This window comes from Flavobacterium sp. JAS, from assembly GCF_020991455.1.
Taxonomy (GTDB): domain Bacteria; phylum Bacteroidota; class Bacteroidia; order Flavobacteriales; family Flavobacteriaceae; genus Flavobacterium.
Map to the genome: position 1 here is coordinate 367,231 of NZ_JAJMOX010000002.1, position 25,346 is coordinate 392,576.

General features: G+C 33.9%; 19 protein-coding genes, 1 tRNA gene and 1 pseudogene. 11 read left to right on the forward strand and 10 right to left on the reverse strand.

Going from position 1 to position 25,346, the window contains the following annotated elements; genetic code table 11:
* Positions 1–28 precede the first annotated feature (28 nt).
* The 5 genes from LPB88_RS03575 to LPB88_RS03595 all read right to left on the reverse strand — a co-directional run bounded on the left by LPB88_RS03575 (position 29) and on the right by LPB88_RS03595 (position 9,844).
* Positions 29–1,591 (reverse strand): DUF4955 domain-containing protein, encoded by a 1,563-nt coding sequence (locus LPB88_RS03575; RefSeq protein ID WP_230712482.1) that lies wholly within the window; start codon positions 1,589–1,591, stop codon positions 29–31.
* Between the two features lie 124 nt (positions 1,592–1,715).
* On the reverse strand, positions 1,716–2,918 hold the full coding sequence (locus LPB88_RS03580; protein WP_230712484.1) for a glycoside hydrolase family 88 protein: 1,203 nt from the start codon (positions 2,916–2,918) through the stop codon (positions 1,716–1,718).
* Between the two features lie 109 nt (positions 2,919–3,027).
* The gene (locus LPB88_RS03585; protein ID WP_230712486.1) at positions 3,028–4,731 is read right to left on the reverse strand and encodes a RagB/SusD family nutrient uptake outer membrane protein; all 1,704 of its coding nucleotides are present in this window, start codon (positions 4,729–4,731) and stop codon (positions 3,028–3,030) included.
* A 21-nt stretch (positions 4,732–4,752) separates the two neighbouring features.
* Complete coding sequence (locus LPB88_RS03590) at positions 4,753–7,962, reverse strand: TonB-dependent receptor (RefSeq protein WP_230712488.1); 3,210 nt, start codon at positions 7,960–7,962, stop codon at positions 4,753–4,755.
* A gap of 343 nt (positions 7,963–8,305) precedes the next feature.
* Entirely contained in the window at positions 8,306–9,844 is a 1,539-nt protein-coding gene (locus LPB88_RS03595) for an arylsulfatase (protein WP_230712490.1), read from the reverse strand.
* A gap of 488 nt (positions 9,845–10,332) precedes the next feature.
* Between LPB88_RS03595 and LPB88_RS03600 the strand changes: the two genes are divergently transcribed.
* A complete protein-coding gene (locus tag LPB88_RS03600) occupies positions 10,333–14,424 on the forward strand; it encodes a two-component regulator propeller domain-containing protein (protein ID WP_230712492.1) in 4,092 nt (1,363 codons plus the stop codon).
* 162 nt (positions 14,425–14,586) lie between these two features.
* On the opposite strand, the gene LPB88_RS03605 is transcribed toward LPB88_RS03600, so the two are convergent.
* Positions 14,587–14,667, reverse strand: a tRNA-Tyr gene (locus LPB88_RS03605).
* A 425-nt stretch (positions 14,668–15,092) separates the two neighbouring features.
* Positions 15,093–15,431 (reverse strand): annotated as a pseudogene (locus LPB88_RS03610) (TlpA family protein disulfide reductase); the annotation flags it as partial.
* On the opposite strand from LPB88_RS03610, the gene LPB88_RS03615 reads away from it, so the two are divergent.
* Positions 15,361–15,555 (forward strand): hypothetical protein, encoded by a 195-nt coding sequence (locus LPB88_RS03615; protein WP_230712494.1) that lies wholly within the window; start codon positions 15,361–15,363, stop codon positions 15,553–15,555. The pseudogene LPB88_RS03610 and the gene LPB88_RS03615 overlap by 71 nt on opposite strands.
* Here LPB88_RS03615 and LPB88_RS03620 read toward each other — a convergent pair.
* The 3 genes from LPB88_RS03620 to LPB88_RS03630 form a co-directional block, all read right to left on the reverse strand.
* On the reverse strand, positions 15,498–16,259 hold the full coding sequence (locus LPB88_RS03620) for a DUF4369 domain-containing protein (protein WP_230712496.1): 762 nt from the start codon (positions 16,257–16,259) through the stop codon (positions 15,498–15,500). The two genes, LPB88_RS03615 and LPB88_RS03620, sit on opposite strands and share 58 nt — an antisense overlap.
* A 257-nt stretch (positions 16,260–16,516) precedes the next feature.
* Positions 16,517–16,957 (reverse strand): KTSC domain-containing protein, encoded by a 441-nt coding sequence (locus tag LPB88_RS03625; protein ID WP_230712498.1) that lies wholly within the window; start codon positions 16,955–16,957, stop codon positions 16,517–16,519.
* A gap of 340 nt (positions 16,958–17,297) precedes the next feature.
* The gene (locus tag LPB88_RS03630; RefSeq protein ID WP_089351659.1) at positions 17,298–17,549 is read right to left on the reverse strand and encodes a hypothetical protein; all 252 of its coding nucleotides are present in this window, start codon (positions 17,547–17,549) and stop codon (positions 17,298–17,300) included.
* 87 nt (positions 17,550–17,636) lie between these two features.
* On the opposite strand from LPB88_RS03630, the gene LPB88_RS03635 reads away from it, so the two are divergent.
* The 9 genes from LPB88_RS03635 to LPB88_RS03675 all read left to right on the forward strand — a co-directional run bounded on the left by LPB88_RS03635 (position 17,637) and on the right by LPB88_RS03675 (position 25,286).
* Positions 17,637–18,179, forward strand: a complete 543-nt coding sequence (locus tag LPB88_RS03635) for a hypothetical protein (protein WP_230712500.1) — start codon at positions 17,637–17,639, stop codon at positions 18,177–18,179.
* On the forward strand, positions 18,179–18,325 hold the full coding sequence (locus LPB88_RS03640) for a hypothetical protein (RefSeq protein ID WP_089069566.1): 147 nt from the start codon (positions 18,179–18,181) through the stop codon (positions 18,323–18,325). Before LPB88_RS03635 ends, LPB88_RS03640 begins: the two co-directional genes overlap by 1 nt.
* Positions 18,326–18,417: 92 nt before the next feature.
* Complete coding sequence (locus tag LPB88_RS03645; RefSeq protein WP_230712502.1) at positions 18,418–18,645, forward strand: hypothetical protein; 228 nt, start codon at positions 18,418–18,420, stop codon at positions 18,643–18,645.
* A complete protein-coding gene (locus LPB88_RS03650) occupies positions 18,635–19,015 on the forward strand; it encodes a YchJ family protein (RefSeq protein WP_230712504.1) in 381 nt (126 codons plus the stop codon). The genes LPB88_RS03645 and LPB88_RS03650 overlap by 11 nt, the downstream gene beginning before the upstream one ends.
* A 106-nt stretch (positions 19,016–19,121) precedes the next feature.
* Positions 19,122–20,240: a VWA domain-containing protein gene (locus tag LPB88_RS03655; RefSeq protein WP_230712506.1), complete on the forward strand. Its 1,119-nt coding sequence runs from the start codon at positions 19,122–19,124 to the stop codon at positions 20,238–20,240.
* A 178-nt stretch (positions 20,241–20,418) separates the two neighbouring features.
* Positions 20,419–21,882, forward strand: coding sequence for an AAA family ATPase (locus LPB88_RS03660; RefSeq protein WP_110837729.1), 1,464 nt, complete (start codon positions 20,419–20,421; stop codon positions 21,880–21,882).
* 139 nt (positions 21,883–22,021) lie between these two features.
* Positions 22,022–22,615, forward strand: coding sequence for a 2OG-Fe(II) oxygenase family protein (locus tag LPB88_RS03665; RefSeq protein WP_110837728.1), 594 nt, complete (start codon positions 22,022–22,024; stop codon positions 22,613–22,615).
* 61 nt (positions 22,616–22,676) lie between these two features.
* Entirely contained in the window at positions 22,677–23,531 is an 855-nt protein-coding gene (locus LPB88_RS03670; protein WP_230712508.1) for an EamA family transporter, read from the forward strand.
* 468 nt (positions 23,532–23,999) lie between these two features.
* Positions 24,000–25,286 carry a Glu/Leu/Phe/Val dehydrogenase gene (locus LPB88_RS03675; protein ID WP_230712510.1) on the forward strand — a complete coding sequence of 429 codons (1,287 nt, stop codon included), beginning with the start codon at positions 24,000–24,002 and terminating at the stop codon, positions 25,284–25,286.
* The last annotated feature ends 60 nt before the right edge of the window (positions 25,287–25,346 follow it).

The window sequence follows — 25,346 nt, forward strand, 5'->3', positions numbered from 1 at the left end:
AATGGTTTTATCTATTTGAAAATTAGCATTAAAGTGTTTTAAGCCATTCAGGTAGTTTTTTTAGTCTTAGCTGTAATTGAGCTTCATAAAGAGAAACGGGTTCTACAGATTGACCAAAAGATTCTGACTGACCTAACTGCTCCATTTTAAAAGTTGTACCCTTGCTTGTATAGCCCACAATTATGGGATTAGGCATTTTAAACCATTCGTACACTTTTGATGGAGGCCAAAATTCGAAATCTTTTTTAGGTTCGTTGGTTTGTTTATAATTCCAAAGTACTAAACCCTGCATGTGATTGGGCATGTTTTCTAATGCTCCGCCCGCTCGGTCATTGAGCAAACCGCCTTCAACGCCATCAAGCAATGTATTTCTTGGCTGGCTTGAATGTGATTCAAAACATGTCGTAGACGGATAAGTACATTTCCAAATTACAGTATTCATAGATCCGTGTGAAGAACCAAAGGAATGCCATTGTGACGCCTCGTCTACACAATTAGCAATGAGCACATTGGTAGAGCCGTTAGAGTTTATAGCCTGATGTCCTGCATTACCGTCAATTTTACAATTTAAGACTGATATGTTAGCACTTTGCGCAATTGTTGCCGCGGAACTGCAATCTGTAAAACGACAATTTTTCATCCATGAATTGGTACTTCTTCTAAAATTAAACATGCTAAAACCGCTATCGTCTTTCCAGGAACGATGATGCACAAATTTTTCTTTCCAGTTACCAACAAATGCGATATCTTCTATTCCAACTTCTTCACTGTTGGCGAATTTATAAACGTCCCATTTGTATTTTGGATCTACTCTATAAGAGATCGGTGCGTACAGAATTAGTTTCTTGTTTTTTATCTTTTTAATTTGATAAAAAACTTTAACATCAATTCCTTTCTCAAGAAGATAAGTCCATTCGGGTTCAACTTTATTATCTTTTAATTCTGATGCAATTAAGTCTTTATCGTTGTTTAATAATCTTAAAACAATCCAATCTCCTTCGTTTAGTCCTTCAGTTGTATTTAATTTTAAGGTAAAATCACCAATAGCTGCTGCTGCAGTAACTTGTCCTATTTTTTTATCAGAACCGCCGCTGTCAAAAATAAATAATGGTGGAACAGTCCACATTTTAGCAGGATCAGCAGGCGGAAGGACGTTTTTCATATATAGCTCAGTTCCATTTGAATCAGAGCCGCTTCCTCTGAAAACAATGTGCCCCTTTTTTGAAATTATAGAAGTAGGGGCATCATCATTTTCATTCACCAAAAACCTCCCTTTCGGGAAAAAAACAATTCCGGAACCATTTTCATTTGCTGCTTCAATGGCTTTTTGTATGGCTATTTTATCTGAAATAGTATCATTGGGCTTTGCGCCAAAAGAAGTAACATCAAAAACTTTATAATTAGTAACATTAGGAATTCCTTTTTCTCCCTGATGATAACCAACATAAGAGAAATCAGGCAGGGCTTTCCTGTTTTTTTTATAGTCCTGAAATATTTTGGATTCTTTTTGAGCAGAAACAGACGTAATAGCCAACAAAATCAAAATAATAATTAACCCTTTTTGAAGCTGTATTTTATTGTAATTGTTCATTTTAATAGATTTTAATTAAGATATCAAACATTACTTTTATCTTTTAACAAAAATGTATTTAACACATAGAAACCTAAAGTTAGAGAATATGTTTCTATGTGTTGAAAATCAATATGCTATAAGTTTATAAATACCATTTCTTGTATCGTAATAATGCCTCTAAAAAATAATAATCAGCATAAGTAAGGGGTACATCTATCTCGCTGTCATGTGGAATTGATCCCACACTATGCATTAAAATATAGCCGCCATTAGTTCCTGCTTCAGCTCTGTATTTGGGAGTTGATAATGATTTTAAAATAGTTTCGGCCACACTTACATATTCCTTTTTTTCTTTTCCGGACGTATATTGTCCAAGTTCTAATAATGCTGATGCATATACTGAGGCTGCCGAAACATCTCGCAATGCATTTGGGATTCCTGGTGCATCAAAGTCCCAATATGGAATCTTGTCACTGGGTAAATTTGGATTGTTCAATATAAATTTAGCAACACCTTGCGCTTGTTTTAAATAAGTTGGATTTTTAGTAAATCGATACATCATGGTATAACCATATAGAGCCCATCCTTGCCCGCGGCTCCAGGCACTTTCATCTGCAGCTCCCTGAGCAGTAACTTTTTTAAGAACTTCTCCTGTGTCCAGATTGTAATCCAGTACATGATAACTGCTGTAATCAGGTCTGAAATGATTTTTGATAGTAGTGTTGGCGTGGGCTTCTGCAATATTGGCAAAAGACTTATCGTGGCTGTTTTTACTAGACCATTCCAACATTTCAAGATTCATCATATTGTCGATGATTACCGGTCCCATGAAATTTTTCTTTTTTAATCCGCCATCTGTAATTTCCCATGATTGAATTACTTTGGCATTTGGACGGTAACGCGTCGACAATGATTTTGATGACTCAATAATTACATCTTTATAGGCAGGATCTTTTAAAAGACGATAAGCATTACCATAACTGCAATACATCATAAAGCCTAAATCATGGTTTTTAGTGAATGTTTTAACCGGTTCCAAAATCGCAAGACGTTTTTTTGCAGTGCTTAAAATTATTGGGTCCTTGGTGTATTCATAGATATATAATAAAGTTCCCGGATAAAAACCGCTGCACCACCAGTAAACATCACTGCTAACATTATGATTTTTCTCAAATGTTTTTGGCATAGAGTCCAAAGGAGTGTTTTTTTCTAAAAGCTGATATTGTTTTTGGGCAAATTCAAAGTTTTCTGAAATTAATTTTTTCATGGCTGTATTATTCTTTGATTTTTGAGCCAAAGCATAAAGACTAGAAAAGCATAGGAAGATAAGAATGAGTTTTTTCATTTTTTAAGGCATTAGATTGTATTTCGCCGAAAGTATATTGTTTCGAACGAGAGAGAAAAAATTATAAATAACCCGGGTAAGGGAGGTGTTACCCGGGCTTTTTTGAGGATTACCAACCTTTATTCTGTACCATCAGGGTGTTTGATGCTATTTCTAAAGAAGGAATAGGATATAGCACATTTTTTTCAGAAACGTTTTTTCCTCCTAAGCCTCCATACTGCTGATTTCCAGAAGTCAATGGGCCGGTTGTAGGAGCTGCTGCCATATCTGTAGCTACTGCATTCATAGTAGTAACAAATTTATTCCAGCGGATTAAATCTGAACGACGTGTTCCTTCAAAACATAATTCACGCATACGCTCATCTTCAATAAACAACTGAAAAGAAGCCTTAGAAGCTGCTGCTGTTGTTGTTGCTGCATCTGATAATGGATAAGGTGCTGAAACATTAGTTTGTCCGTAACCTCTGCGGCGTACTTTGTTGACAGCCTCAACAGCATTAGGAGTTGGTCCGTTTACCTGATTTTCAGCTTCTGCATACATTAAGAGCACATCGGCATATCTCAAAACCGGATAATTGATTGTTGTATAATTTTTATTTTTTGGAGTCAGCGTTTCATATTCTCTTCTCCATTTTGCACAATCTCTGCCATATTGAATTGTTTTGGCAAGTGCGGCTCTGGCTCCGGTACTGTTATTAAGGGTATAAGTTGTTAATACCCAGTCACGACGCAAGTCATTTCCTGTTGGGTCATAACTTCTGAATAATTTTCCTGTTCCTTTTAAGAAACCATAACAATGTCCCATTGAAGCTACCAGAGGACTGGTAGCAGCTGGTGAAAATGTAATACCAATATCATTTCCTAAACGACCACCTTCAACATTCCCATCAGTACGATTTCCTGTAAACTCAATTTCCCACATAGACTCGTTTGTGTCATAAGCATCCTCACCTGCATTTATAAATATTTGACGGTATGCATTATTACTAACATTAGTAGCAATTGATGGGTTAAAAGTATTATAGTAAGTTGCAGGTTGTCCAGTTGGTGCAGTAGTCTTAAAACTAACATTTAATTGATGTTGTCCTGAATCGATTACTTTCTTAGACCAGGCTAATGCATCTGCATATTTTGGAGTATCCATCAAAGGATAACCTGCCATTTGCAAACATACCCTTGCAAGGATTCCCTGAACTACTGTTTTATAAATACGGCTTGCAGTTAATGGTTTAGTTGGACTAACTTTTGCTTCGGCCTCTGTCATATCTTTCAATATTTGAGCATAAATCTCAGCAGAAGGTGTTTTGGCTAACGATGCCTGATTTGGGCTTGTGGTTGGTGTCAATCTTAATGGCACATCACCAAATTTGCTTACCAATAAAAAGTAATAATACCCTCTTAAAAACAATGCTTCACCTAATATAACTTGTCGTTTATCCTGGTCCATTTTTGGCAAATCGATATGTGCTATCAAATCATTAGCCCTGTTAATTCCGTTATAGAGTTCGTACCACATATTCGAAACGTTTGCATCAGTGGCATCAAAGCTATAAACAGATGCTCCTGATACTTGAGTGTTTCGGGCATAATATCCTTCATCTGTACAAACTTCTAAGTTGAAAAATAGCTGATTGCCATATAAAGTTTCCTGACCTAATGGATCATATACTCCGGCTAAAGCCGAAGTTAAACCTGCTTCATCAGTATAATATTGCTCGATAGCAATTTTCTGAATAGGTTCTGTATCTAAAAAATTCTCACAAGAACTGGTGGTAAAGGCCGCCAATACTAATAATATATATATCTTTTTCATTTTTAAAGTAAATTAATGTTGTTAAAAAGTAATGTTTGTAGCAAAAAATACAGTACGAGCACGAGGATAAGCAGAGAAATCGAACCCTGGAGTTAGTGCAGAGTTGTAAGTGTTTACCTCTGGATCTGTTCCGGAATATTTCGTCCAAGTGAATATATTCTGTGCTGACAGTGCAAATCTTAATGATTTAAGGTGCATTTTTTTAACAAACTTTTGGTCGAAATTATAACCTATCGCAGCTGATTTTAATCTCAAATAAGAGCCATCTTCAACATAATAAGAGGAGTATCCAACTGCAGATCCAACCAAACCTCTTGTTCTGAAAACATCCGAATTTGGATTTGATGCAGACCAACGATCTTCATAGCTTGCAAATTGGTTTAAACCTTCCTGACCTTTTTGATTTCCTTCAAATAGAATGCGATTTGCATTTAAAATATCGTTACCATACGACCATTGGAAAAAGATGTTTAAGTCAAAATTTTTGTAAGTGAAATTATTGCTAAATCCACCCGTATGAACCGGCAAACCATTCCCAATTTTAGTATAATCACTTTTGTTTATAGTTCCGTCACCATTTTGATCTTTGTATTTAACATCACCTGGCTGAATATTTGCTCTTGTATTTCCATTAGTGGCGATTTCCGGTTTTAAAGCATAAACAGTTGCACCACTGCCATTAACTGAAGTATTAAAATCATCATATTTATAAGTTCCTGAATATTCAAAACCATACATATCACCTAAAGATTCTCCTTTTTTTGCAACATAAGTACTAACAGTATTCCAGTTAAAATCCCAAGGAATAATAGTTTCTAATTTGTCTTGTCCTTCGGCTAAGGCTAAGAGTTCATTTTTATTGAAAGCAATATTAAAACTGCTGGTCCATGTAAAATTATCAGTAACAATATTTTTAGTTACTAAACTTAATTCCAAACCTCTATTTCGTACACTACCAATGTTTTTATATGCTGTAGTGAATCCTGTAGATAAAGGAAGTTGTGCTTTAAGTAATAAATCTTTAGTTGTTTTTTGATAAACATCTGCAGTGAAAGTAATTCTTTGATTAAAGAAACCTAAATCAATACCTGCATCAACCTGCTCTGTAGTTTCCCACTTCAGGTCAGAGTTTCCAAGTTTTGTAGCTGCAACTCCAACAACATAATTCTTGTCAAAAGTATAGGTGCCAAATAAAGGATTTGCCGGATTGTAGTAGGTGGTAAGATAATCAAAATCTCCTACACGGTTGTTACCGGTTTGTCCATAACTCAAACGTATTTTACCCTCTGATAATTTTTTAAAATTTTTCAGGAATTTTTCTTCATTAAATTTCCAGGAAACTGCAGCCGACGGGAAATATCCCCAATGGTTTTTAGAAGGAAATTTAGAAGATCCATCTGCTCTGAAAGAAGCTGTAACCATATATTTAGAATCATAATTATAATTTACTCTGCCTAAAAATGAGCTCATTGTCCAAACTGATTCACTTGGATCTATCCTTAGTTGAGTCCCCTGATCGAACCCATCAAACATCAAGTCTTCGTTTGTTAACTGATTGGCAGCTCTACCGTTAGACCAGGTTTTTTGTTTTTGAGCAGTAAATCCTCCTAAAGCAGTAAGTTTCGATTTTGCCCCCAATTGTTTATCCCAGGTAAGGGTATTTTCATTCAGCCAATTGTTGTAATTGTTGTGCATCATTTTTCCGTTTACCCCATTTGGATTACCAGGACGTCCGTAAGCTGTTTTTGAGTTATAGAACTCATCTTTATTGGAATGATTTTCAATAAAACCATATGTAGTTCTAAATTTTAAATCTTTGGTAAATTGATATTCAAGATATCCATTGGCAGCAATATTTTTAGTAGTGGTTACATTATAAGTATTCTCAAGATTTAAAACAGGATTTACTCTGTAATCATTAGCTGTATCAATATTTGGATCCATAAAAATATCCTCAGGATTCCCAACGTTAGGTGTGTACGGACGAGATCCCCAAACAGAAGTCATAAGGTTAGAAGTACCACTACCACCAGAAATTGTTTGGGTAGGATCAAGACCTGTTTGTTTCAGGTAGCTATAATTTGAGTTAACCCCGATTTTTAACTTATTAGTAATTTTATAATCAACATTTGCACGACCTTGGTATCTTAAGTAATTTGAATTTAATAATATACCATCCTGATCAGTATATGATCCGGATAATGAGTATCTTAATTTCTTGGTTCCTCCGGAAACAGAAATATCATTATTTTGAAACAAAGCAGTACGGGTAACCAAATCCTGCCAATCTGTACTTCCTACATTTCTATAATCTTCAAGTGTTTTTCCCGGACCGGTAAGATAAATTTCAGTTGGAGTTTTTGTTTGTCCTTGTGCGCTGGTAAGATTAGGATTGTTTTCTAATTGATATTTTACGAATTCATACGTATTCATTACATCCATTTTGTTAGCAACATGCTGAATACCAATGGAGCTTGAAAAAGCAAAAACAGGTTTTCCTTCTTTACCTTTTTTAGTTTGAATAACAATAACACCATTTGCTCCTCTGGAACCATAAATAGCGGTAGCCGATGCATCTTTTAAAACCTCAATAGACTCTATATCACTTGGATTGATTATGTTATTATTTGGATCTTCAATTAAGAAACCATCAATCACATACAATGGGCTATTTGCTTGTGTAACAGAGTTGTTTCCTCTAATTACGATATTAGTGCCAGAACCTGGTCTACCATCTGATGAGGTTACCTGAACTCCGGCAACACGACCCGCTAAAGCTTCGTCGAAAGAACGAACAGGAGATTTCTTAAAATCAGACATAGATACACTTGAAACAGATCCGGTTAAATCTTTTCTTTTTACAGATCCGTATCCTATGACAACAATCTCATCCAGATTACTGGTTGTAGACTTTAAAGTAACATTTAATGAGGTTTTATTTCCCACTGTAACTGTAGCTGTTTCAAAACCCATATAAGAAAAAGTTAATTGATCTTTTGAATCGGCTTTGATTTTATATTGACCGCTATAATCAGTTACTGTGGCTTCCTTGGTTCCTTTTACAAGGATAGTAACACCAGGAAGGGGATCTTTTTTATCATCCTGTACAATACCGGATATCATTTTGCTTTGCGCCTGAGCAAAAACTGGAGCTATTAGTACGAACATACCAACAAATAAATGTCTAAGCGCTTTATTAAAAGGCTGGTATTTCAAATTCAGTTTTTTCATAATTAATTCTGAGTTATTGGTTAAAAGTTAGTTTAGTTTACACACATTTAAAAAATTATAAAAACAGAAAAAAGGCAACAAATGAAATATCAATTATTAAAAAGTACACTATAATTGTATACAAGTTATAGAAAAACTGCTTAAGTTGTTTAATAAAATGTTAACGGTAGTGTTTTGCTAAATCACTTAATTACTGCTGTTTATTGATTTCAAATTTATTTCGAAATCGTTTTCTTTAAGGAGATAATCCTCCTTTTGATGAGGAAAATATTCCTTTTAGTACCTTTTTCGGCTTAAAAAGCCTTTATTGTTTTGTTTTTAATATCTTTTGTTTATTGACTTATTATTTTTGTTTCCTTTCCGGAGTTTTTGTTATTTGTAACAACTTCGAAGCCAGCATTTCTGTCTTTACAGGTATATAGTTTGCTAAATTGTTTTCTTCTTTTGGATCTTTGCTTAAATCATAGAGTTGAGGCGTTTGTTGCAGCCCCGATGCTACATTTTTATTAACCAGCCATTGCGGAGCGATTTTGCTTTGTGGCGCAATGTATTTCCAATTATCTTCTCTAATACTCATGGTAAAAGCTTCTTCTATCATATAGGTGCGTCCTTTATTGCTTTTTCCCATTAATACATCAAGCATATCGAAACTATCTACGGCTGTCTCTTTATTTTGGATTTTTACCCCAATTAATTTTGCAAATGAGGCAAATAAATCCACCTGACTCAATAACGCCTCGCTTTTAGCAGGCTTTATTTTATTTGGCCAATACATGATCGTTGGTACGCGTGTACCTGCTTCGTAAGCACTGTATTTTCCTCCTTTAAATTGTCCCGAAGGTTTGTGACTGCCTATATTTGTGACTGATTTATCTGCATAGCCATCATCTAAAACAGGTCCGTTATCACTACTAAAAAAGATAATAGTGTTTTTTTCTATGCTTAATTCTTTGAGTTTTTTTACAATCTGACCCGTCATCCAATCCATTTGTACAATTGCATCACCGCGAGGGCCCATATTTGTTTTACCCACAAATCTTGCATTTGGAGCTCTGGGTACATGAATATCAGGTAAAGAAAAATATAGAAAAAATGATTTATCCCTTTGTTTGCTTATAAAATCCGTAGCTTTTTTGGCTAACACATTTGCAAACTCTTCGTCTTTCCAATACGCTTTATGTCCACCGCTCATAAAACCAATTCGGCTTATTCCATTTATTAAAGTGCCGCTGTGTTGAGGATCAGCCCATAATTTTAAAATCTCTTCATTTTCTAAACCAATAGGATCGGTTCCAATTCTCTTATCATAACTAACTGTTATAGGATCATTTGGATCCAGATTAGCAACTTTATGGTTTTCAACAAATACGGTAGGTACTCTGTCTGGAGTTGCCGGAATTATGAAACTATAATCGAATCCAAGTTCTAATGGTCCGGGTTTAATCTCCGTATTCCAGTCCAGATTGCCATTTCCCAGGCCTAAATTCCATTTGCCGATAACTGCTGTGGTATAACCACCCTTTTTAAAGATATCAGCTATGGTTTCTTGTTCTGGTTTTATAATTAAGGGTGCATCTCCGTTTAGTATATTAACATTGTTTCTAAAAGCATAACTTCCTGTAAGTAGAGCAAACCTTGATGAGGTACAGGTCGAAGCAGCACAATGTGCATCCGTAAACTGTATACCACCAGTAGCTAAAGAATCTACATTTGGGGTTGTTACTGCTGTTGCTCCATAACAGCTTAAATCACCATAACCTAAATCGTCAACATAAATAAAAACGACATTAGGTTTTTTAGCAGTTTCATTTTTCTTTACATGCGAACATGAGGAGAATGCCATTACCGATAATGTATAATATGTAAGATATATTCTTCTCATGTTGCACTTTCTATATGGACTTGCCAATATTCAAAAATCTATACTTGTCACTGTTTCTGATTTCAAATCTAGTACGACATCGTTTTCGGAAGAGGTAATTTTCTCCTTTTTTAGGTTAAAATCTTCCTTTTGACTTGATTTAGGGCTTCTGAGGCTGTTTTTTCATGAATTCTCTTGTTTAATTTTGCATCATAAAAAGAGAAGGAGTAAATTTGTACTTGTTAAAATTTATTCTTTCTCAAAATTATTTGAGAATATCATATTTATAAAGTCTTAAAAAAACACATAAAACAATTAAAATATTAATTAAATAAATTTTATTGTTTCCAGACTTGCAGATTTTCTATTACTTTTGACAGCCATTTATAATCAAATTGATGAATTTGTAATGGTATTATTTAACAATTACCCCGCACTTCGTAATTGCAAATTTGGTCACTACAGCAGTATCTTAGGTACTACATTTTATAAACCTTAAAAATCATTTAATGACTTTTAGAAATCGTAACCTGGTGTTTCTGTTTTTGGGGATTTGTTTCCTGAGTTTATTGTTTTCCGCTTCAAAAGGCTTTGCGCAATCTAAGCCATTATCATTTAATCGCCTGGATGTTAGTAATGGTCTTTCTAATAACTCGGTTTTATCTATCAACCAAGATTCAACAGGATACATCTGGTTGGGAACGAAATATGGTTTAAACCGTTTTGATGGCCGAACATTTAAAATTTTCAAAAAGGATCCTGAAAGCAAAACCAGTATATCTTCAAATGGTTTTATCAGAAAGCTAACATTAGATAACCATAATAATTTGTGGGTTGCATCTAGCGGATTGGATTTGTACCATCCCGAAGATAATTCCTTTGAATCTTTTATACCACAAGGCGAAGATATTTTAAAGGTATTACAAGACGCTAAGGGTAATTTATGGATAGGGTCGTTAACACAGCTTAAATTTAAAGCTGCAAATAGTAAAAAAATCATTCCTATTCAAATAGCAAAAGGCACTAGCTTACAAGTTTCCGAACTTTTTGAAGACAATAAAAAGCATATTTGGGTTGGAACCTCTGCGGGTTTATTTGAATTATTCTTCGCACACAAAAAACTAGTTGTAAAAAGACATTTTGGCTCCTTGTTTAAAAATGGTGCTACTGCCGATCAAATTACCAGTATTGTACAGGATGAAAGTTTAAAATACTGGATTGGTACAAAAAGCAACGGTATTTATGTTTTTGATAAAAAAACATCAGAGCTAAGTCATTTTATAAAAAATAGTAATGACAAAAATTCATTGGTAAATAATAATGTCCGTAAAATTATATGCCATAAAAATGGATCACTCTGGATAGGAACTCAGGATGGTTTGTCTATTTTGAATCCCTACACTCATCTCTTTATCAATTACCAACACGATTCTACAAATCCACACAGCTTAAGCCAAAACTCGATTCATGACATTTTTCAGGATAAAGATGGTTCTGTTTGGATAGGTACATTTTTTGGAGGAGTTAATGTGGTTTATTCTGTAAATACACCTTTCACTATTTACCAAAATAATACCGAAAAAAACAGTATCAGCAGCAATGTAATTAGTGCAATTCTTGAAGACAACAAAAATAATTTGTGGTTAGGTACAGAAGCTGGAGGATTAAATTATTTTAACAGGAGTAACCAACAATTTAGCTCCTATAAAAACAGTATTACCAATAAAAATAGTTTAAGCTCTAATTTAGTTAAAGCCATTGCCATTGATAAAGACCAAAACTTATGGATAGGTACGGCTTTAGGAGGTTTAAATTTTTTTAACCCCAAAACTTCCGATTTTACGGTTTATAAACGGAATACCAAGAGCAGCAATAGTATCGCTTCAGATAATATTAACTGCTTAATGCTTAGTAAGCAAAATAAATTATTTATAGGAACAGAAATAGGCCTTAATATTTATGATATTGCGCTGCAAAAATTTAGCTTTTACGCCACTAATGCAAATAAAGTATTTGTGGAAAAACAAATTACCACATTATTTGAAGACAAAAAAGGTATTGTTTGGATAGGCACACCTATTGGGATTCATATTTACAAAGGCTCAAAACTGCTTTATAAAAAAATCAAAGACAGCACAAACAAACCATTTAATTACAATGTTAACTGCTTTCATGAAGATAGTCAGGGTAATATGTGGGTTGGCACTTATCATAGCGGTTTAGCGATACTTAATTTAAAAGATAATACTTTTAAAATTTTCAATATTAGTGATGGCTTACCCAGCGATAATATATTGGGTATTACAGAAGATAACGATACCAATTTATGGATAAGCACCGATAATGGTCTGGTAAAATACAATCGTGGTTTAAATGCTTTCAGAAGTTTTAATATTCTAGATGGACTACCTGATATTCAGTTTAATACCAATTCTTTTTTAAAAGACAGTCAGGGAAGAATGTTTTTTGGAACCTATAATGGCTTAGTTAGTTTTTTGCCTAATAACATAGAGAAAAATACTGCAGCACCGGATGTCGTGCTGTCAAACCTTAAATTATTTAATATACCTGTTAGAATTAATGATGAAACGGGGCTTTTAAACCAAGATATTAATGTTACCAATACCTTAACTTTTAATCATAATCAAAATATTTTTACCATTGAATTTTCGGCATTAAACTTCATAAAATCAAGTAAAAATAAGTACGCATACAAACTTGATGGTTTTGAAAAAAGCTGGAATTATGTAGATATTCCAACAGCAACCTATACTAATTTACCAGCGGGGAAATATCAATTTATGATCAAAGCCGCTAATAATGATGGTATTTGGAACAAGAATTCAAAGAAAATTAATATAGAGGTGCTTCCACCGCTCTGGAAAACCTGGTGGGCTTATTTAATCTATTTTATAACAACTTCTGTAATAGCTTACTATATCATTCAGTTTTTTAATGCCAGAGCAACCCTTAAGCAAGAGCTTTATTTAGAGCAATTAGAAGCTGAGCATCAGCAAAAAAGCTATCAAATGAAGTTGGATTTTTTTACTAATGTGTCGCATGAAATCAGGACACCATTAACCCTTATTTTAGGGCCTATTGAAAAATTAGAGCAACTAACAACAACAAACACACCAGCTAATAAATATGCGCTGAGTATAAAAAAGAATACAGAACGCCTGTATCGATTGGTAAATGAATTATTAGATTTCAGAAAAGCAGATTCAGGGAACTTACGCATGTATTTCTTCGAAGAAAATATTGTGAGTTCTTTAAAAGAAATCTTTGATTATTTTCAAACGCTTGCCGAATCAAAAAATATTCAATACACTTTTAAAAGCAGTCATCCTCAAATTTTGGTTTATTTTGATAAGGACCAAATGGAAAAAGTGTTTTTTAACTTGCTTTCAAATGCTTTCAAGTTTACTCAAAACCAAGGTAAAATATCCTTGGAAATTGTCTTAAAAAACCAACAGGTAAAGATTACTGTAACAGATAACGGCAAAGGAATCGCAATCGATAATATTGACGATATTTTCAATAACTTTTATCAGGCAGATCAAAGTATGGGTACAGGTATTGGTTTGGCACTTTCAAAAAACTTGATAGAACTTCATAAAGGTAAAATAAAAGTAAAAAGTAAACCAAGTAAAGCAAACAAAACAGGAAAAACCACTTTTACAGTAGCATTGCCACTGGGGAAAAAACATTTAAATGAGATTGATATTGTTTCTGCGTCAGAGATTGAAAGCCCAATTTATCAGGAAGTTGACGATTATACACCTGAAGGTTTAATTGACAACCCTGAAGTTATTAGTAATAAAAACAAAGAGGCGCATATTTTAATTGTGGAAGATAACGATGAAGTTAGGGATTTTATCAAGCAATCTTTAGAAAATCAATATAATGTTCATGTAAGTGAAAATGGGTTAGAGGGTTGGAAAAATGCTATTCAGACCCTTCCGGATTTAATTATTAGCGATGTAATGATGCCTATAATGGATGGTTTGGAACTTTGCAGAAAATTAAAAACAGATGTCCGTACTTCTCATATACCTGTAATTATGCTGACAGCTAAGTCGGCTCCAATACATCAGATACATGGTCTGCAACATGGTGCTGATGCCTATGTTACCAAACCTTTTAGTGATCAGATTTTGCAATTGAATATACGTAACCTCTTGTCTTTAAAAGGGGCAATGCAAAAAAAGTACAGCGAACAATTACTAAAATTACCGATTATAACAAGTACAGAAGCATCGCAGGATGAAAAATTCTTGCAGAAACTGCATCAGATCATCGAAAACAATATTGCCAATACCAATTTAGATCTAGCCTTTATTACTTCGGAAATTGGAATGAGTAAATCTGTTTTGTACAAGAAATTTAGTGCTCTTACTAACTTGTCCTTAAATGAATTTATTAAAACGCAACGTTTAAAACATGCTGTCGAGTTTTTTCAAAAAGGAGAAACTTCTATTGTATCGGTTGCTATACAAGTTGGTTTTAATGATGCCAAATATTTTAGTCGCGAATTCAAAAAGATGTATGGCATTACTCCTAATGATTATATTAAAAATAAAGGGGAGGGTTTAATTTAATCCTCCTGTGTTGTGCATTGACGGTTTTGCCACAAAACTTTTGAGTGTTTTTACAAAGATTGAAAAGTGTCTTAAAAATAAAAAAACTGCCGATCTTAGGATTTGCAGGTTTACGGGTTTTTGAAAATAAAAAAAAGTCCTAATTTTCATTAGGACTTTTAGTGGGGAGAGCAGGATTCGAACCTGCGAAGTTCACACAGCAGATTTACAGTCTGCCCTCGTTGGCCGCTTGAGTATCTCCCCGATCTCAGCATTGATGCGCTTTGTTGTTCTAAGCGGTTGCAAATATAGGAACGTTTTTCATGTTTACAAACAAAAAAGGAACTTAATTTTAAGTTATTTTTAAATTAATTTTTAATTCGTTGGAATTGAATAAAATAAAAAATACCCAATTGAAATGTTTTTTCAATTTATTTTAAAATATAAGATTATTCTTAGGCGCGTTGTTCGATTTTTGTTTTCTGTTTTTAGCCTCTTGCGCCTTGAAGAGCCAATTTTACTGATGTATTACGCATAAAGTTTATTCGATATATTTCAAGGTCGTTTTGAAATATATAAGCTTCTCTAAAAAAAATAATTTAGAGGCTTGTATTGAGAATGTATGTTATGGTGTAAAACAAAAAAAATCTCCACTAGGGAGATTTTTTGTTTTATTCTGAAAATTGGTCTTATTTGGCCAAAAGTTCTAATATTTTTGCTCTTAATTCAGGGCCTCTTAAGTCTTGTGCAACTACTTTTCCTGTTGCATCAAGTATAAAGGTTGCTGGAATAGATTGAACACCGTATTGAGCCGCAATTGGCTCTTCCCAAAATTTTAGGTTTGAAACTTGTGTCCAGGTTAAACCATCTTTAGCGATAGCTTCTTTCCAGGCTGCTGCTTCTTTATCTAAAGAAACACCAACAATATTTAATCCTTTTGAGTGTAGTTCTTTATAAATGGCTACAACATTAGGATTTTCCTTTCTGCATGGTCCGCACCATGAAGCCCAAAAGTCTACAATAGTTACTTTACCTAAACTTTCTTTAAGTGAAACTACTTTTCCTTGTGGATTAGGAGCTGAAAAATCTGATCTTCATTTAGCGCTACCAACAGGAGGAGCTGACGCACCAACTGCAGGCATTTTTGCTTGACCTATTTTAGTTTTAATGTCTTTTCCAGGAGTAGTATTTTTTACAGACTCATCTAAAGCATTGTATAAACTTTCAGTTTTTTTGATATCAGCACTTGGATCAGCTATCATACTTTGAATAATCAAAGCAGAGATATATGATTTTGGGTGACTTTCAGCATAAGCTAAATATTTCTTTTTAGAGTTTGCCTGAACTTCAGTTTGAATTTCCATGTATTGTTTCATCAAACCATTGATAACTGCTGTATCTTGAGCTTGTTGAGCAGCTTGCATTTTTTGAGTATTTTTTTTCTGGAAATCAATTAAACTTTTTTGAGTTTTTGTTAGATCTTCATTGAATTTTACATACTCATCATTGTTGTAAGTTCCAGAAACTTTAGATTTATGGATACTGTCTTTATCAATTGCAACGGTGATTTCTCCAGTTTCTAAGATAAAAGGTAGAGGTGCATTAGAACCTTGAACAATTAATGCGTGAAAAGCTGGTTCAGTTACTTTTCCTTTTATTTCGAATTTTCCGTTTTCAACTTTTACTGTATCAAGAGCTACCGTCATTTTTGTTGTTGGATCTTGACCTTGAAGAATGATAGTTTTTCCGTTTTCGATTCCTTTAGCAGTTCCGGTAATTAGATATTCTCCGTCTTTAACTTTGCTGCATGACATAATCGCTACAGAAGCGGTAAGTAAAAAAAGTATTTTTTTCATTTATAAAATAATTAGTTAATTGATTTGTGCAACAAAAGTATCTAAAAATCTAAAACTTAAAGAATTTTGTAACCTAAAATTTTGTTATAGTTTTTTTGGCTCTAATAAGCCTGTAGTCAGCGTGTTTACTGGCTTATTTTGGTTTAAAACTCTCACTTGTATTATTATTATGAATCTAAATAATCATTTTTTTAATTTTTAGGCATAAAAAAAGCACTCTGTTTCCAGAATGCTTGTAAGTATATTATAGTATAAAACTATTCTTGATTTGTTTTCTTTCTCCAAGTAAAAGAGTTCAAAATGTGTCTTTTTGCGAATCTTCCAGGAGAGTCAGCATTTACCATTTTCACGTAAGTAGCTTTAGGAACACTAATGTATTCGTAAACACTTCCGTTAGAGAAATCAATAATTAAACGACCTTCAACAAATTTATAATCAGTAATTGTTGCAGTTGAGATAGTCTCAGTATATTCAGGTAAATTAGCTTTAATTGTTTCAGGATTAATACTTACCAAAAAGTGATAAGCCTCAATAATAGCTTTACTTTTTTCTTCTGCAGCTTTTAAACCAGCATCATCACCTTGAAATTTATCAGGATGAGATTCTTTCATCGCATTACGGTAAATGGTTTTTAAATCTTTTAACTCTGCGGTTTTCTCTACGTTTAGTAACTTACGGTATTCAACTATTTTTTTCATAAATAAAAGGTAACTTCTTGTCTATTAGTTTGAAATGAGTGTTTTTTACTTCAAAACGACAATTTTTTTGCAAAGGTACACTTTTTTTTAACTTTTTACTTTTGATAGAAAAAATATTCGGAAAATTTGTAAAATGTTAGAAGTTAGATCTTAAAGGTTTAAAAATTCTATCTGGATTGTAGCGAACTAATTTAACGGCAAAGCGCGCAAAGTTTTTCACCTATTAAGTAATTCATAAAAACGCAAAGCTCGCAAAGCTTAGTATTGAACCAGCTTTGCGAACTTTGTAGAAAAACTTTCGCTCATTTCAACCTGAGACAAAGAAAATCTGAAACAAACCTTACTTATCCTCAGGTTTCTGATTCGCTTTATGAAAGTTTTTTGATTTTTTTGGATATTTATCGTAGCTAATATCGCTTGGATTCTCAATTACAGATTTAATGGTAATTAATTCGCCTACAGTATGGTTTGTATGTGCGATTTTATAATCTAAAAGATACTCACCACAGAAATAATTATTGTTTTCATCCTTCTCCATGATCCCGGTATAAACTCCTTTTTGCAGCATTTTTTCTTGTGAACCTTTAGACATGACTTTATTTATTTAAAATTGATGGTACAAAGTTAATCAATTTATCTTTGTTTTAGGGAGTTCGGGACAATCTCAGTATATTTGCACATGCAAAAAAACTTCAAACCACATCCTAATTCGTTCAAAAATACTTTTTGTGTATTTCATGAAGTACTCTCAAATGAGATTGAAGGTTTAAAGAAACAGTTTGAAAGCAAAGCCGGAAGTACTTATTATTATACAGAAGCGGGAATGTACAGGGTTTCGAATCATTGGGGAAGATTAGCCAATAGCAAATGGCGTTTAGTAACAATGGAACCCGAAACTCCGTCAAAAACAAAAACAGGTTTTGCTCCCTGGAATGAATTTTACCCTGATAATGCCGAAGAAAAACTATATTATATAGAAGCCGATTTTGACAGAAATATGGTAACGTATCAGCACAAAAAAAATCCGAATTACGATCAGAAAGCAATTCTAAGAACTAGTTTTGAAACCACAAAACGGATTAAACAAATCAGGAATTTGCAACAATTGACTTCCTGGGCAAAACATTTTGATTATGATGATATTGCCGATTTGCGAAAGCAGATTATTACTGAATTGATTTACACAGAGAAAACTTTAGACGAAATTAAAAGAGAAATATAATGGGACGCAACAACGAGAGGAATATCAAAAAGCACAACGACAAATTGCACAAAGCCCAAAATAAAGTAAAGCAGGCTGAAATTGCACGTAAAGAAAAGCTAAAAGAAATTATCAAGAAGTTTAACGAGGACAAAGCGCAGGAATAAAAAGATTTCAAGTTTTTTTAGTTTCATGTTTCAAGTTATGCTCAGCAACTTGAAACCTGAAACTTGAAACAAAAATAACAATACATATAGATATGAAATTCGAAGATTTAAAAGTAAGTGTGCAGGAAATTATTGATCTAATTGCTGCAAAAAACGACAGAGAAGCCAATAATAAATTGCTTGAAGTAAATGAAATATTAGACGAGATGCTGGATCACGCCGAAGAAGATGAAGATTTAAGAGAAATTAGTCGTTATCAGGTATTATTGAATCAATTGCATGTTAAGATTAATGGCGAAGAGCAAGTAGATGGAGAGTAAAAAATGCTTTTGCGATACGGGTTTATTGTTTGAAAATTGCTGCGGATTGTATCTTAAAAACAATCAAAAAGCGCCAACAGCATTGGCTTTGATGCGTTCGAGATATTCGGCATACGCCACTTATAATGCTGATTATCTTTTGCAAACGACTCATGTTTCTGAAAGGCAATATTATTCAAAAGCCGAAATCCTGAAATGGGCAACAAGCAATAAATGGCAAAAATTAGAGATTTTGAGTTTTACCGAAAATACGGTAGAATTTAAAGCCCATTTTTTAGATGCAAATCAAAAACCGCAAACGCATTACGAATTTTCTACTTTTAAATTCGAAGATAATGCGTGGTACTATCTTGATGGAAAGTTTGAATAATTGATAGGTTTTTTCGCTAATTCAACTCTTTTTGTTTCAATATTTTAACTAAAAATTAATAAACGTTTCTTTTTTCGTAATTCTAAAATAGTGTAATTTTAGAATTATGAAAAACGAATTTAAAAAAGGTTTTTATTTTAAGTCGTACGAAGCCCCATTTCAGTCTCCGTTTGAAAAACTTTTTGGCATTTTTAAAGAGTTAATCACCCATACTTCGGGTGATTTTGATGAAGCTATAGACTGGCTTCGGGAGTTAGATAAAGAATATAAACTTACGGATGAGAACTACACAATCGATGATTTTATCGAAGATTTAAAAAAGAAAGGTTACATAAAAGACGAAGTCAAACCCGATGGAAGCGGAGGCTTTGGAATCACTGCTAAAACAGAACGTGCCATCAGGCAGCAAGCTTTAGATCAAATTTTCGGAAATTTAAAACGTTCGGGAAACGGAAATCACAAAATCAAACATGCCGGAAATGGCGATGAACACACAGGAGAATTCCGCGAGTTTAATTTTGGAGACGGTTTAGAACGAATTTCGCTGACAGAAAGTTTACGAAATGCACAAATCAATAACGGTGTAGAGAGTTTCATGCTCACCGAAAATGATTTGGTTGTCGAAGAAACACAATACAAAGCTCAAATGAGTACTGTTTTGATGATCGACATCAGTCATAGTATGATTTTATACGGCGAAGACCGAATCACGCCTGCCAAAAAAGTTGCAATGGCTTTGGCCGAATTAATCACAACTCGTTATCCAAAAGACACACTTGATATTTTAGTTTTCGGAAACGATGCCTGGACGATCCCAATTAAGGATTTGCCGTATTTGCAAGTTGGTCCATATCATACCAATACAGTTGCGGGACTTCAATTAGCAATGGATATTTTGCGTAGAAAGCGAAATACCAACAAGCAAATTTTCATGATTACCGACGGAAAACCGAGTTGCGTTCGCGAGCGTGACGGTTCCTATTATATGAATAGTAACGGACTTGATGAATATATCGTTGATAAATGTTATACACAAGCACAACAAGCCAGAAAATTACACATTCCGATAACGACATTTATGATTGCAAATGACCCTTATTTGCAACGTTTTGTCAATCATTTTACAGAAGCAAATCAAGGAAAAGCATTTTATACCGGACTTAAAGGTTTGGGTGAAATGATTTTTGAAGATTATGAAACGAATAGGAAGAAGAGGGTTCGTTAATTTAGGTTCAAAGTTGCAAAGGTTCATAGGGACAAAGGTTTTTACGTTATGTCCCGTGGATGAATTTTATACATAATGTATATTGTAGAGACACACAGCAGTGCGCCTCCCGCAAAGAAATGACACAATCATTGTCATTAAAAACAAATTAAATAATAAAACAGCTATTTCAATAAAAATGGAAATAAATACTATAAAAACATTAGGTCAATTAAAAGCCTCGGGATATAAAAGCATCAGTATCAAGGACGAATTACGAAATAACCTTCGTGAGAAAATCAAATCGGGAAAACCTGTTTTTGAAGGTGTTCATGGTTTCGAAAATACCGTGATTCCAGAATTAGAACGTGCTATTTTATCGCGTCATAACATCAATTTATTAGGACTTCGCGGACAGGCAAAAACACGTTTGGCGCGCAAAATGGTCGAATTATTAGACGAATATATTCCGTTTGTAACCGATTCTGAGATTAATGACGATCCGTTAAATCCGATTTCGCGTTTTGCCAGAGATATTATTGCCGAAAAAGGTGATGAAACTCCAATTTCATGGTTGCACAGAAACGAGCGTTTCTTCGAGAAATTAGCAACGCCAGATGTAACCGTTGCCGATTTAATCGGAGACGTTGATCCAATAAAAGCCGCAAATCTAAAATTATCTTACGCTGATGATCGTGTAATTCACTTTGGGATGATTCCAAGAGCGAACCGTTCTATTTTTGTCATCAACGAATTGCCGGATTTACAAGCCAGAATTCAGGTGGCGTTGTTTAATATTTTGCAGGAAGGGGATATTCAAATTAGAGGATTTAAATTGAGAATGCCACTAGATATGCAATTTATATTTACGGCAAATCCAGAAGATTATACCAATCGTGGTAGTATTGTAACGCCATTAAAAGACAGAATTGGTTCTCAAATCCTGACACATTATCCTCAGAGTGTTGCTATTGCCAGAACAATTACAGAGCAAGAAGCAAAACTGGATGAAACACAACACAAACTCGTTCATGTGCCAAGTTTGGCTAAAGATATCTTAGAGCAAATAAGTTTTGAAGCCCGTGAGAGCGAGTACATCGATAATAAAAGCGGTGTGAGTGCCAGAATGAGTATTACCGCTTTTGAGAATTTAATGAGCACCGCTGAACGCCGTGCTTTGAAAGCCGGAGTTGATAAAACTACTTTGCGTTTGTCTGATTTCATTGGAATCATTCCGGCCATTACCGGAAAAGTAGAATTGGTTTACGAAGGAGAGCAGGAGGGAGCCGCTGCAGTGGCGCAGAACTTAATTGGTTCAGCAATCAGAACTTTATTTCCAACGCTTTTGCCTAAGATTGAAAAATTGGAAAAACCAGGAGAAAAAACACCATATTCAGATTTGATTGAATGGTTTTTTGCCGAAAGCGGTTTCGAATTATTAGACGACGCTTCAGACGCTGAATACAAAAGCATTCTGGATGAAGTAACTCCGTTAGATGTTTTGTTAAAGAAATACCAGCCACAATTGGATAAAAACGACCAATATTTCTTCAAAGAATTTGTTTTATGGGGATTGGTTGAATATAAAAAACTAAGCAAAGATCGCTTTGCACAAGGGCATCAGTTTAAAGATATGTACGGAAGTTATATTAGTAAATTGTAATTTAAACGCCTTTTATGTCAAAACCCGACAGGTTTTTAAAATCTGTCGGGTTTTTTATTTATTGAAAACAAACCCATTACCATTTTAATTTCATCTACCTTGCTCCGTTGGCTGTATTTGCAGTTTTCCCAAACAAAAAATGGAAGATGGTTTCGAAGATTTGATTGCGAGTTATATTGAGAACAAAGTAGGAATATCAGAACATTTTTTAACCCCTGAATTGGCCAATCATTTAAAGCAGAATTTACTCGATTTAAACCAGAAAAGTTTATTGATGGCTGCCGGAATTGGTAATTCGGAGAAACTCAGTTATGATGGCGCGATTAGAAGTGATTCTATCTATTGGCTGGATAAAAAGCACAACAATGTCTTTGAAAATAAGTTTTTCGATAAAATCGATGCTTTTATATTGTATCTCAATGAAAGTTGTTACACCGGAATTACTGGTTATGAATTTCATTATTCCTTATACGAAACGGGTGATTTTTATTTGAAACATTTAGATCAGTTCAAAAATAATCCAAGCCGAAAGTATTCAATGATTAGTTATCTCAATAGTAATTGGAAAGAATCTGATGGAGGAGAACTTATGATTCATCAGGAAAACAACAATCAAAAAATCTCTCCAACACAGGGGAAAACGGTATTCTTTAAAAGTAATGAATTAGTTCATGAGGTTTTGGTTACACAAAATACCCGAATGAGTATTACAGGTTGGCTTAAGAGTGATTAAAATGTTTTTTTTGAAAGTGTAAAACGGATAAAGCTTATTTTTGCATTCAAAATTTAAACCTATGCTGTTTCTTGTTTTAAGTATTCTCTGTAGTGTAATTGTTGGCGTAATTTTCAAAATAACCCGAAAATATAACGGGAATCCAACTCAAATAGTCACCTTCAATTATGTATTTGCACTAACACTTTGCTATTTTACTTTTAGCCCGGATTTAACCCAAGTTAACCAGAAAGCACCTTGGAATTTATATATTGCAATTGGCGTTTTATTGCCTATAGTTTTTCTGTTTTTAGTAGCTTCTATAAAACATATGGGAATCGTAAAAACGGACGCAGCTCAACGATTATCCTTATTTATCCCAATTTTGGCGGCTTGGTTCATCTTCAAAGAAGAATTCAACTCTTATAAAGTAATCGGACTTGTAATTGGTTTTCTGGCGCTTTTATTGATCTTAAGAAAACAATCTGAAAACGCAGAGAACAAATGGATTTATCCTGCAGTGGTTTTACTGGGTTTTGGAATTATTGATATCCTTTTCAAGCAAATTGCTTTATATACTACTTTGCCTTATACGACATCTTTGTTTGTAGTTTTTTGTATTTCCTTGGGAGTTGCAGCTCTGATAAGTATTTATGAAATTGGAATTAAAAACGTCAAATTAGAGCCTAAAAATATTCTTTTTGGAGCTTTAGTCGGAATTTTTAATTTCGGAAATATTCTGTTTTACTTAAAAGCACATAAGGCTTTCGCCGAAAATCCATCGACTGTTTTTGCCGGAATGAACATGGGAGTTATTATCTTGGGAAGTCTTGTTGGATTACTTTTTTTTAAAGAAAAACTGTCCAAAATCAACTTTGCAGGTATCTTTTTAGCCTTAATTTCTATTATTTTGATTGTTATTTCACAATTTAACTAATTTTTTTTAGAAGCTTAAATCCTTAATTTACAGTTCTTTTTAGAATATGTTTGTATTCTTTGTAAAATAAACTCGACTAATTCTATAGAATTTATAAATATATTTATAAATTTGCAATAACAATGGAAAACTGTAGTCGATATATCATCCCGTTTATGTACAGCACAAAGATGTGCTGCATGATGAATCATGTGATGAAATGGCGTTAATAGAGAAAGTACACTTGTTAGTTATTTTTTTTTTAGCCTTTCATGCACCATGAAAGGCTTTTTTTAGAATTAGTAAAAAATTGAGGATATGAGATCAAATAGAAATACCAATATAATGATGCAATGTTGTCTAATTAAAATTCCATGTTGGCGAATGCAATAATTATGGATAAATAAATACTTTTTGAAAACGATTCTAAAAGTGTTTTAAATAGACAAAATTCTTAATCACACAAACCCAAATTAAAAGATATATATTATGAGTGCAGAAATTATAAAACAGAATCCCTTTCAATCTATGATTGATCGTTTTAATATCGCAGCGGATATTCTGAACCTTGATGAATCCATCAGGCAAAAATTGCAACGTCCGGAAAAACAAATCGTTGTTAATTTTGCCATTACTTTAGATAATGGAACAATTCAAAACTTTGAAGGATATCGCGTGATTCACAATACAGCATTAGGACCATCAAAAGGAGGAATCCGTTATGATACCTCGGTAAATCTGGATGAAGTAAAAGCCTTAGCAGCCTGGATGACCTGGAAATCAGCGGTAACAGGAATTCCCTTTGGAGGAGCAAAAGGCGGAATCATTTGTGACCCAAGAACACTTTCTAAAACAGAATTAGAAAAAATTACCAGAGCTTATACCAAAACATTAGCGGATATTTTTGGACCTGAAAAAGACGTTCCGGCGCCGGATATGGGAACAGGCCCAGATGAGATGGGATGGTTAATGGATGAGTTTTCAATAGTTCACGGCAAAACAATTCATGCCGTAGTGACTGGAAAACATTTACATTCCGGAGGCTCTTTAGGCAGAGTAGAAGCAACAGGAAGAGGCGTAAGTATTATTACATTACTGGCACTTCAAAAATTAAGACTAAGACCTGCCAGATCTACGGTGGCTATTCAGGGATTTGGAAATGTTGGATTGCATTCGGCTTTATTTTTATTCGAAAAAGGATTAAAAGTTGTGGCCGTAAGTGATGTTTCGGAAGCTTTCTATAATCCGGAAGGACTTAATATTCCGGAGTTGATTTTGTATTATAATCTCAATAATAAAAGCATAAAAGGATATCCGAACTCGGTTGCTATAAAACACGAAGATTTATTGCTTTTGGATGTTGATGTATTAATTCCTGCTGCAAAAGAAGATGTAATTACGCAAAAGAACGCAAATGATATTCGTGCCAAAATTATAGTTGAAGGTGCAAACGGACCAGTTTCATCAGATGCTGATAAAATATTGCATGATAATAATGTTTTGGTTATTCCTGATATTTTAGCAAATGCCGGGGGTGTTACCGTTTCGTATTTCGAATGGCTTCAGAATTCACTTTTAGAATCGTGGAGAATTCACCAAATCAATACACGTTTGGAAGATATTTTAGAAAAAGGTTTCGAAACCGTTTTTAGAATTGCACTTAAGCATAATGTGACGCCACGAATTGCAGCTTATATTATTGCTTTACAAAAAGTAGCCGATACGCAATCTGTTAAAGAAGTGGCATTGGAAGCTCCAAAGTACAGACAAAATTAGAATTGGCTTTCTAAAGGGATGAAGATAATTTTCATTGGTTATTATTCTGAAAAGATAAAC

Coding starts and splice junctions, on each gene's coding strand:
- LPB88_RS03645 (WP_230712502.1), top strand. CDS start 18,418: ATGAAATTCGAAGATTTAAAAGTAAGTGTGCAGGAAATTATTGATCTA.
- LPB88_RS03630 (WP_089351659.1), bottom strand. CDS start 17,549: ATGTCTAAAGGTTCACAAGAAAAAATGCTGCAAAAAGGAGTTTATACC.
- LPB88_RS03670 (WP_230712508.1), top strand. CDS start 22,677: ATGCTGTTTCTTGTTTTAAGTATTCTCTGTAGTGTAATTGTTGGCGTA.
- LPB88_RS03580 (WP_230712484.1), bottom strand. CDS start 2,918: ATGAAAAAACTCATTCTTATCTTCCTATGCTTTTCTAGTCTTTATGCT.
- LPB88_RS03575 (WP_230712482.1), bottom strand. CDS start 1,591: ATGAACAATTACAATAAAATACAGCTTCAAAAAGGGTTAATTATTATT.
- LPB88_RS03635 (WP_230712500.1), top strand. CDS start 17,637: ATGCAAAAAAACTTCAAACCACATCCTAATTCGTTCAAAAATACTTTT.
- LPB88_RS03660 (WP_110837729.1), top strand. CDS start 20,419: ATGGAAATAAATACTATAAAAACATTAGGTCAATTAAAAGCCTCGGGA.
- LPB88_RS03595 (WP_230712490.1), bottom strand. CDS start 9,844: ATGAGAAGAATATATCTTACATATTATACATTATCGGTAATGGCATTC.
- LPB88_RS03625 (WP_230712498.1), bottom strand. CDS start 16,957: ATGAAAAAAATAGTTGAATACCGTAAGTTACTAAACGTAGAGAAAACC.
- LPB88_RS03665 (WP_110837728.1), top strand. CDS start 22,022: ATGGAAGATGGTTTCGAAGATTTGATTGCGAGTTATATTGAGAACAAA.
- LPB88_RS03650 (WP_230712504.1), top strand. CDS start 18,635: ATGGAGAGTAAAAAATGCTTTTGCGATACGGGTTTATTGTTTGAAAAT.
- LPB88_RS03655 (WP_230712506.1), top strand. CDS start 19,122: ATGAAAAACGAATTTAAAAAAGGTTTTTATTTTAAGTCGTACGAAGCC.
- LPB88_RS03640 (WP_089069566.1), top strand. CDS start 18,179: ATGGGACGCAACAACGAGAGGAATATCAAAAAGCACAACGACAAATTG.
- LPB88_RS03590 (WP_230712488.1), bottom strand. CDS start 7,962: ATGAAAAAACTGAATTTGAAATACCAGCCTTTTAATAAAGCGCTTAGA.
- LPB88_RS03620 (WP_230712496.1), bottom strand. CDS start 16,259: ATGAAAAAAATACTTTTTTTACTTACCGCTTCTGTAGCGATTATGTCA.
- LPB88_RS03615 (WP_230712494.1), top strand. CDS start 15,361: ATGGCTACAACATTAGGATTTTCCTTTCTGCATGGTCCGCACCATGAA.
- LPB88_RS03585 (WP_230712486.1), bottom strand. CDS start 4,731: ATGAAAAAGATATATATATTATTAGTATTGGCGGCCTTTACCACCAGT.
- LPB88_RS03675 (WP_230712510.1), top strand. CDS start 24,000: ATGAGTGCAGAAATTATAAAACAGAATCCCTTTCAATCTATGATTGAT.
- LPB88_RS03600 (WP_230712492.1), top strand. CDS start 10,333: ATGACTTTTAGAAATCGTAACCTGGTGTTTCTGTTTTTGGGGATTTGT.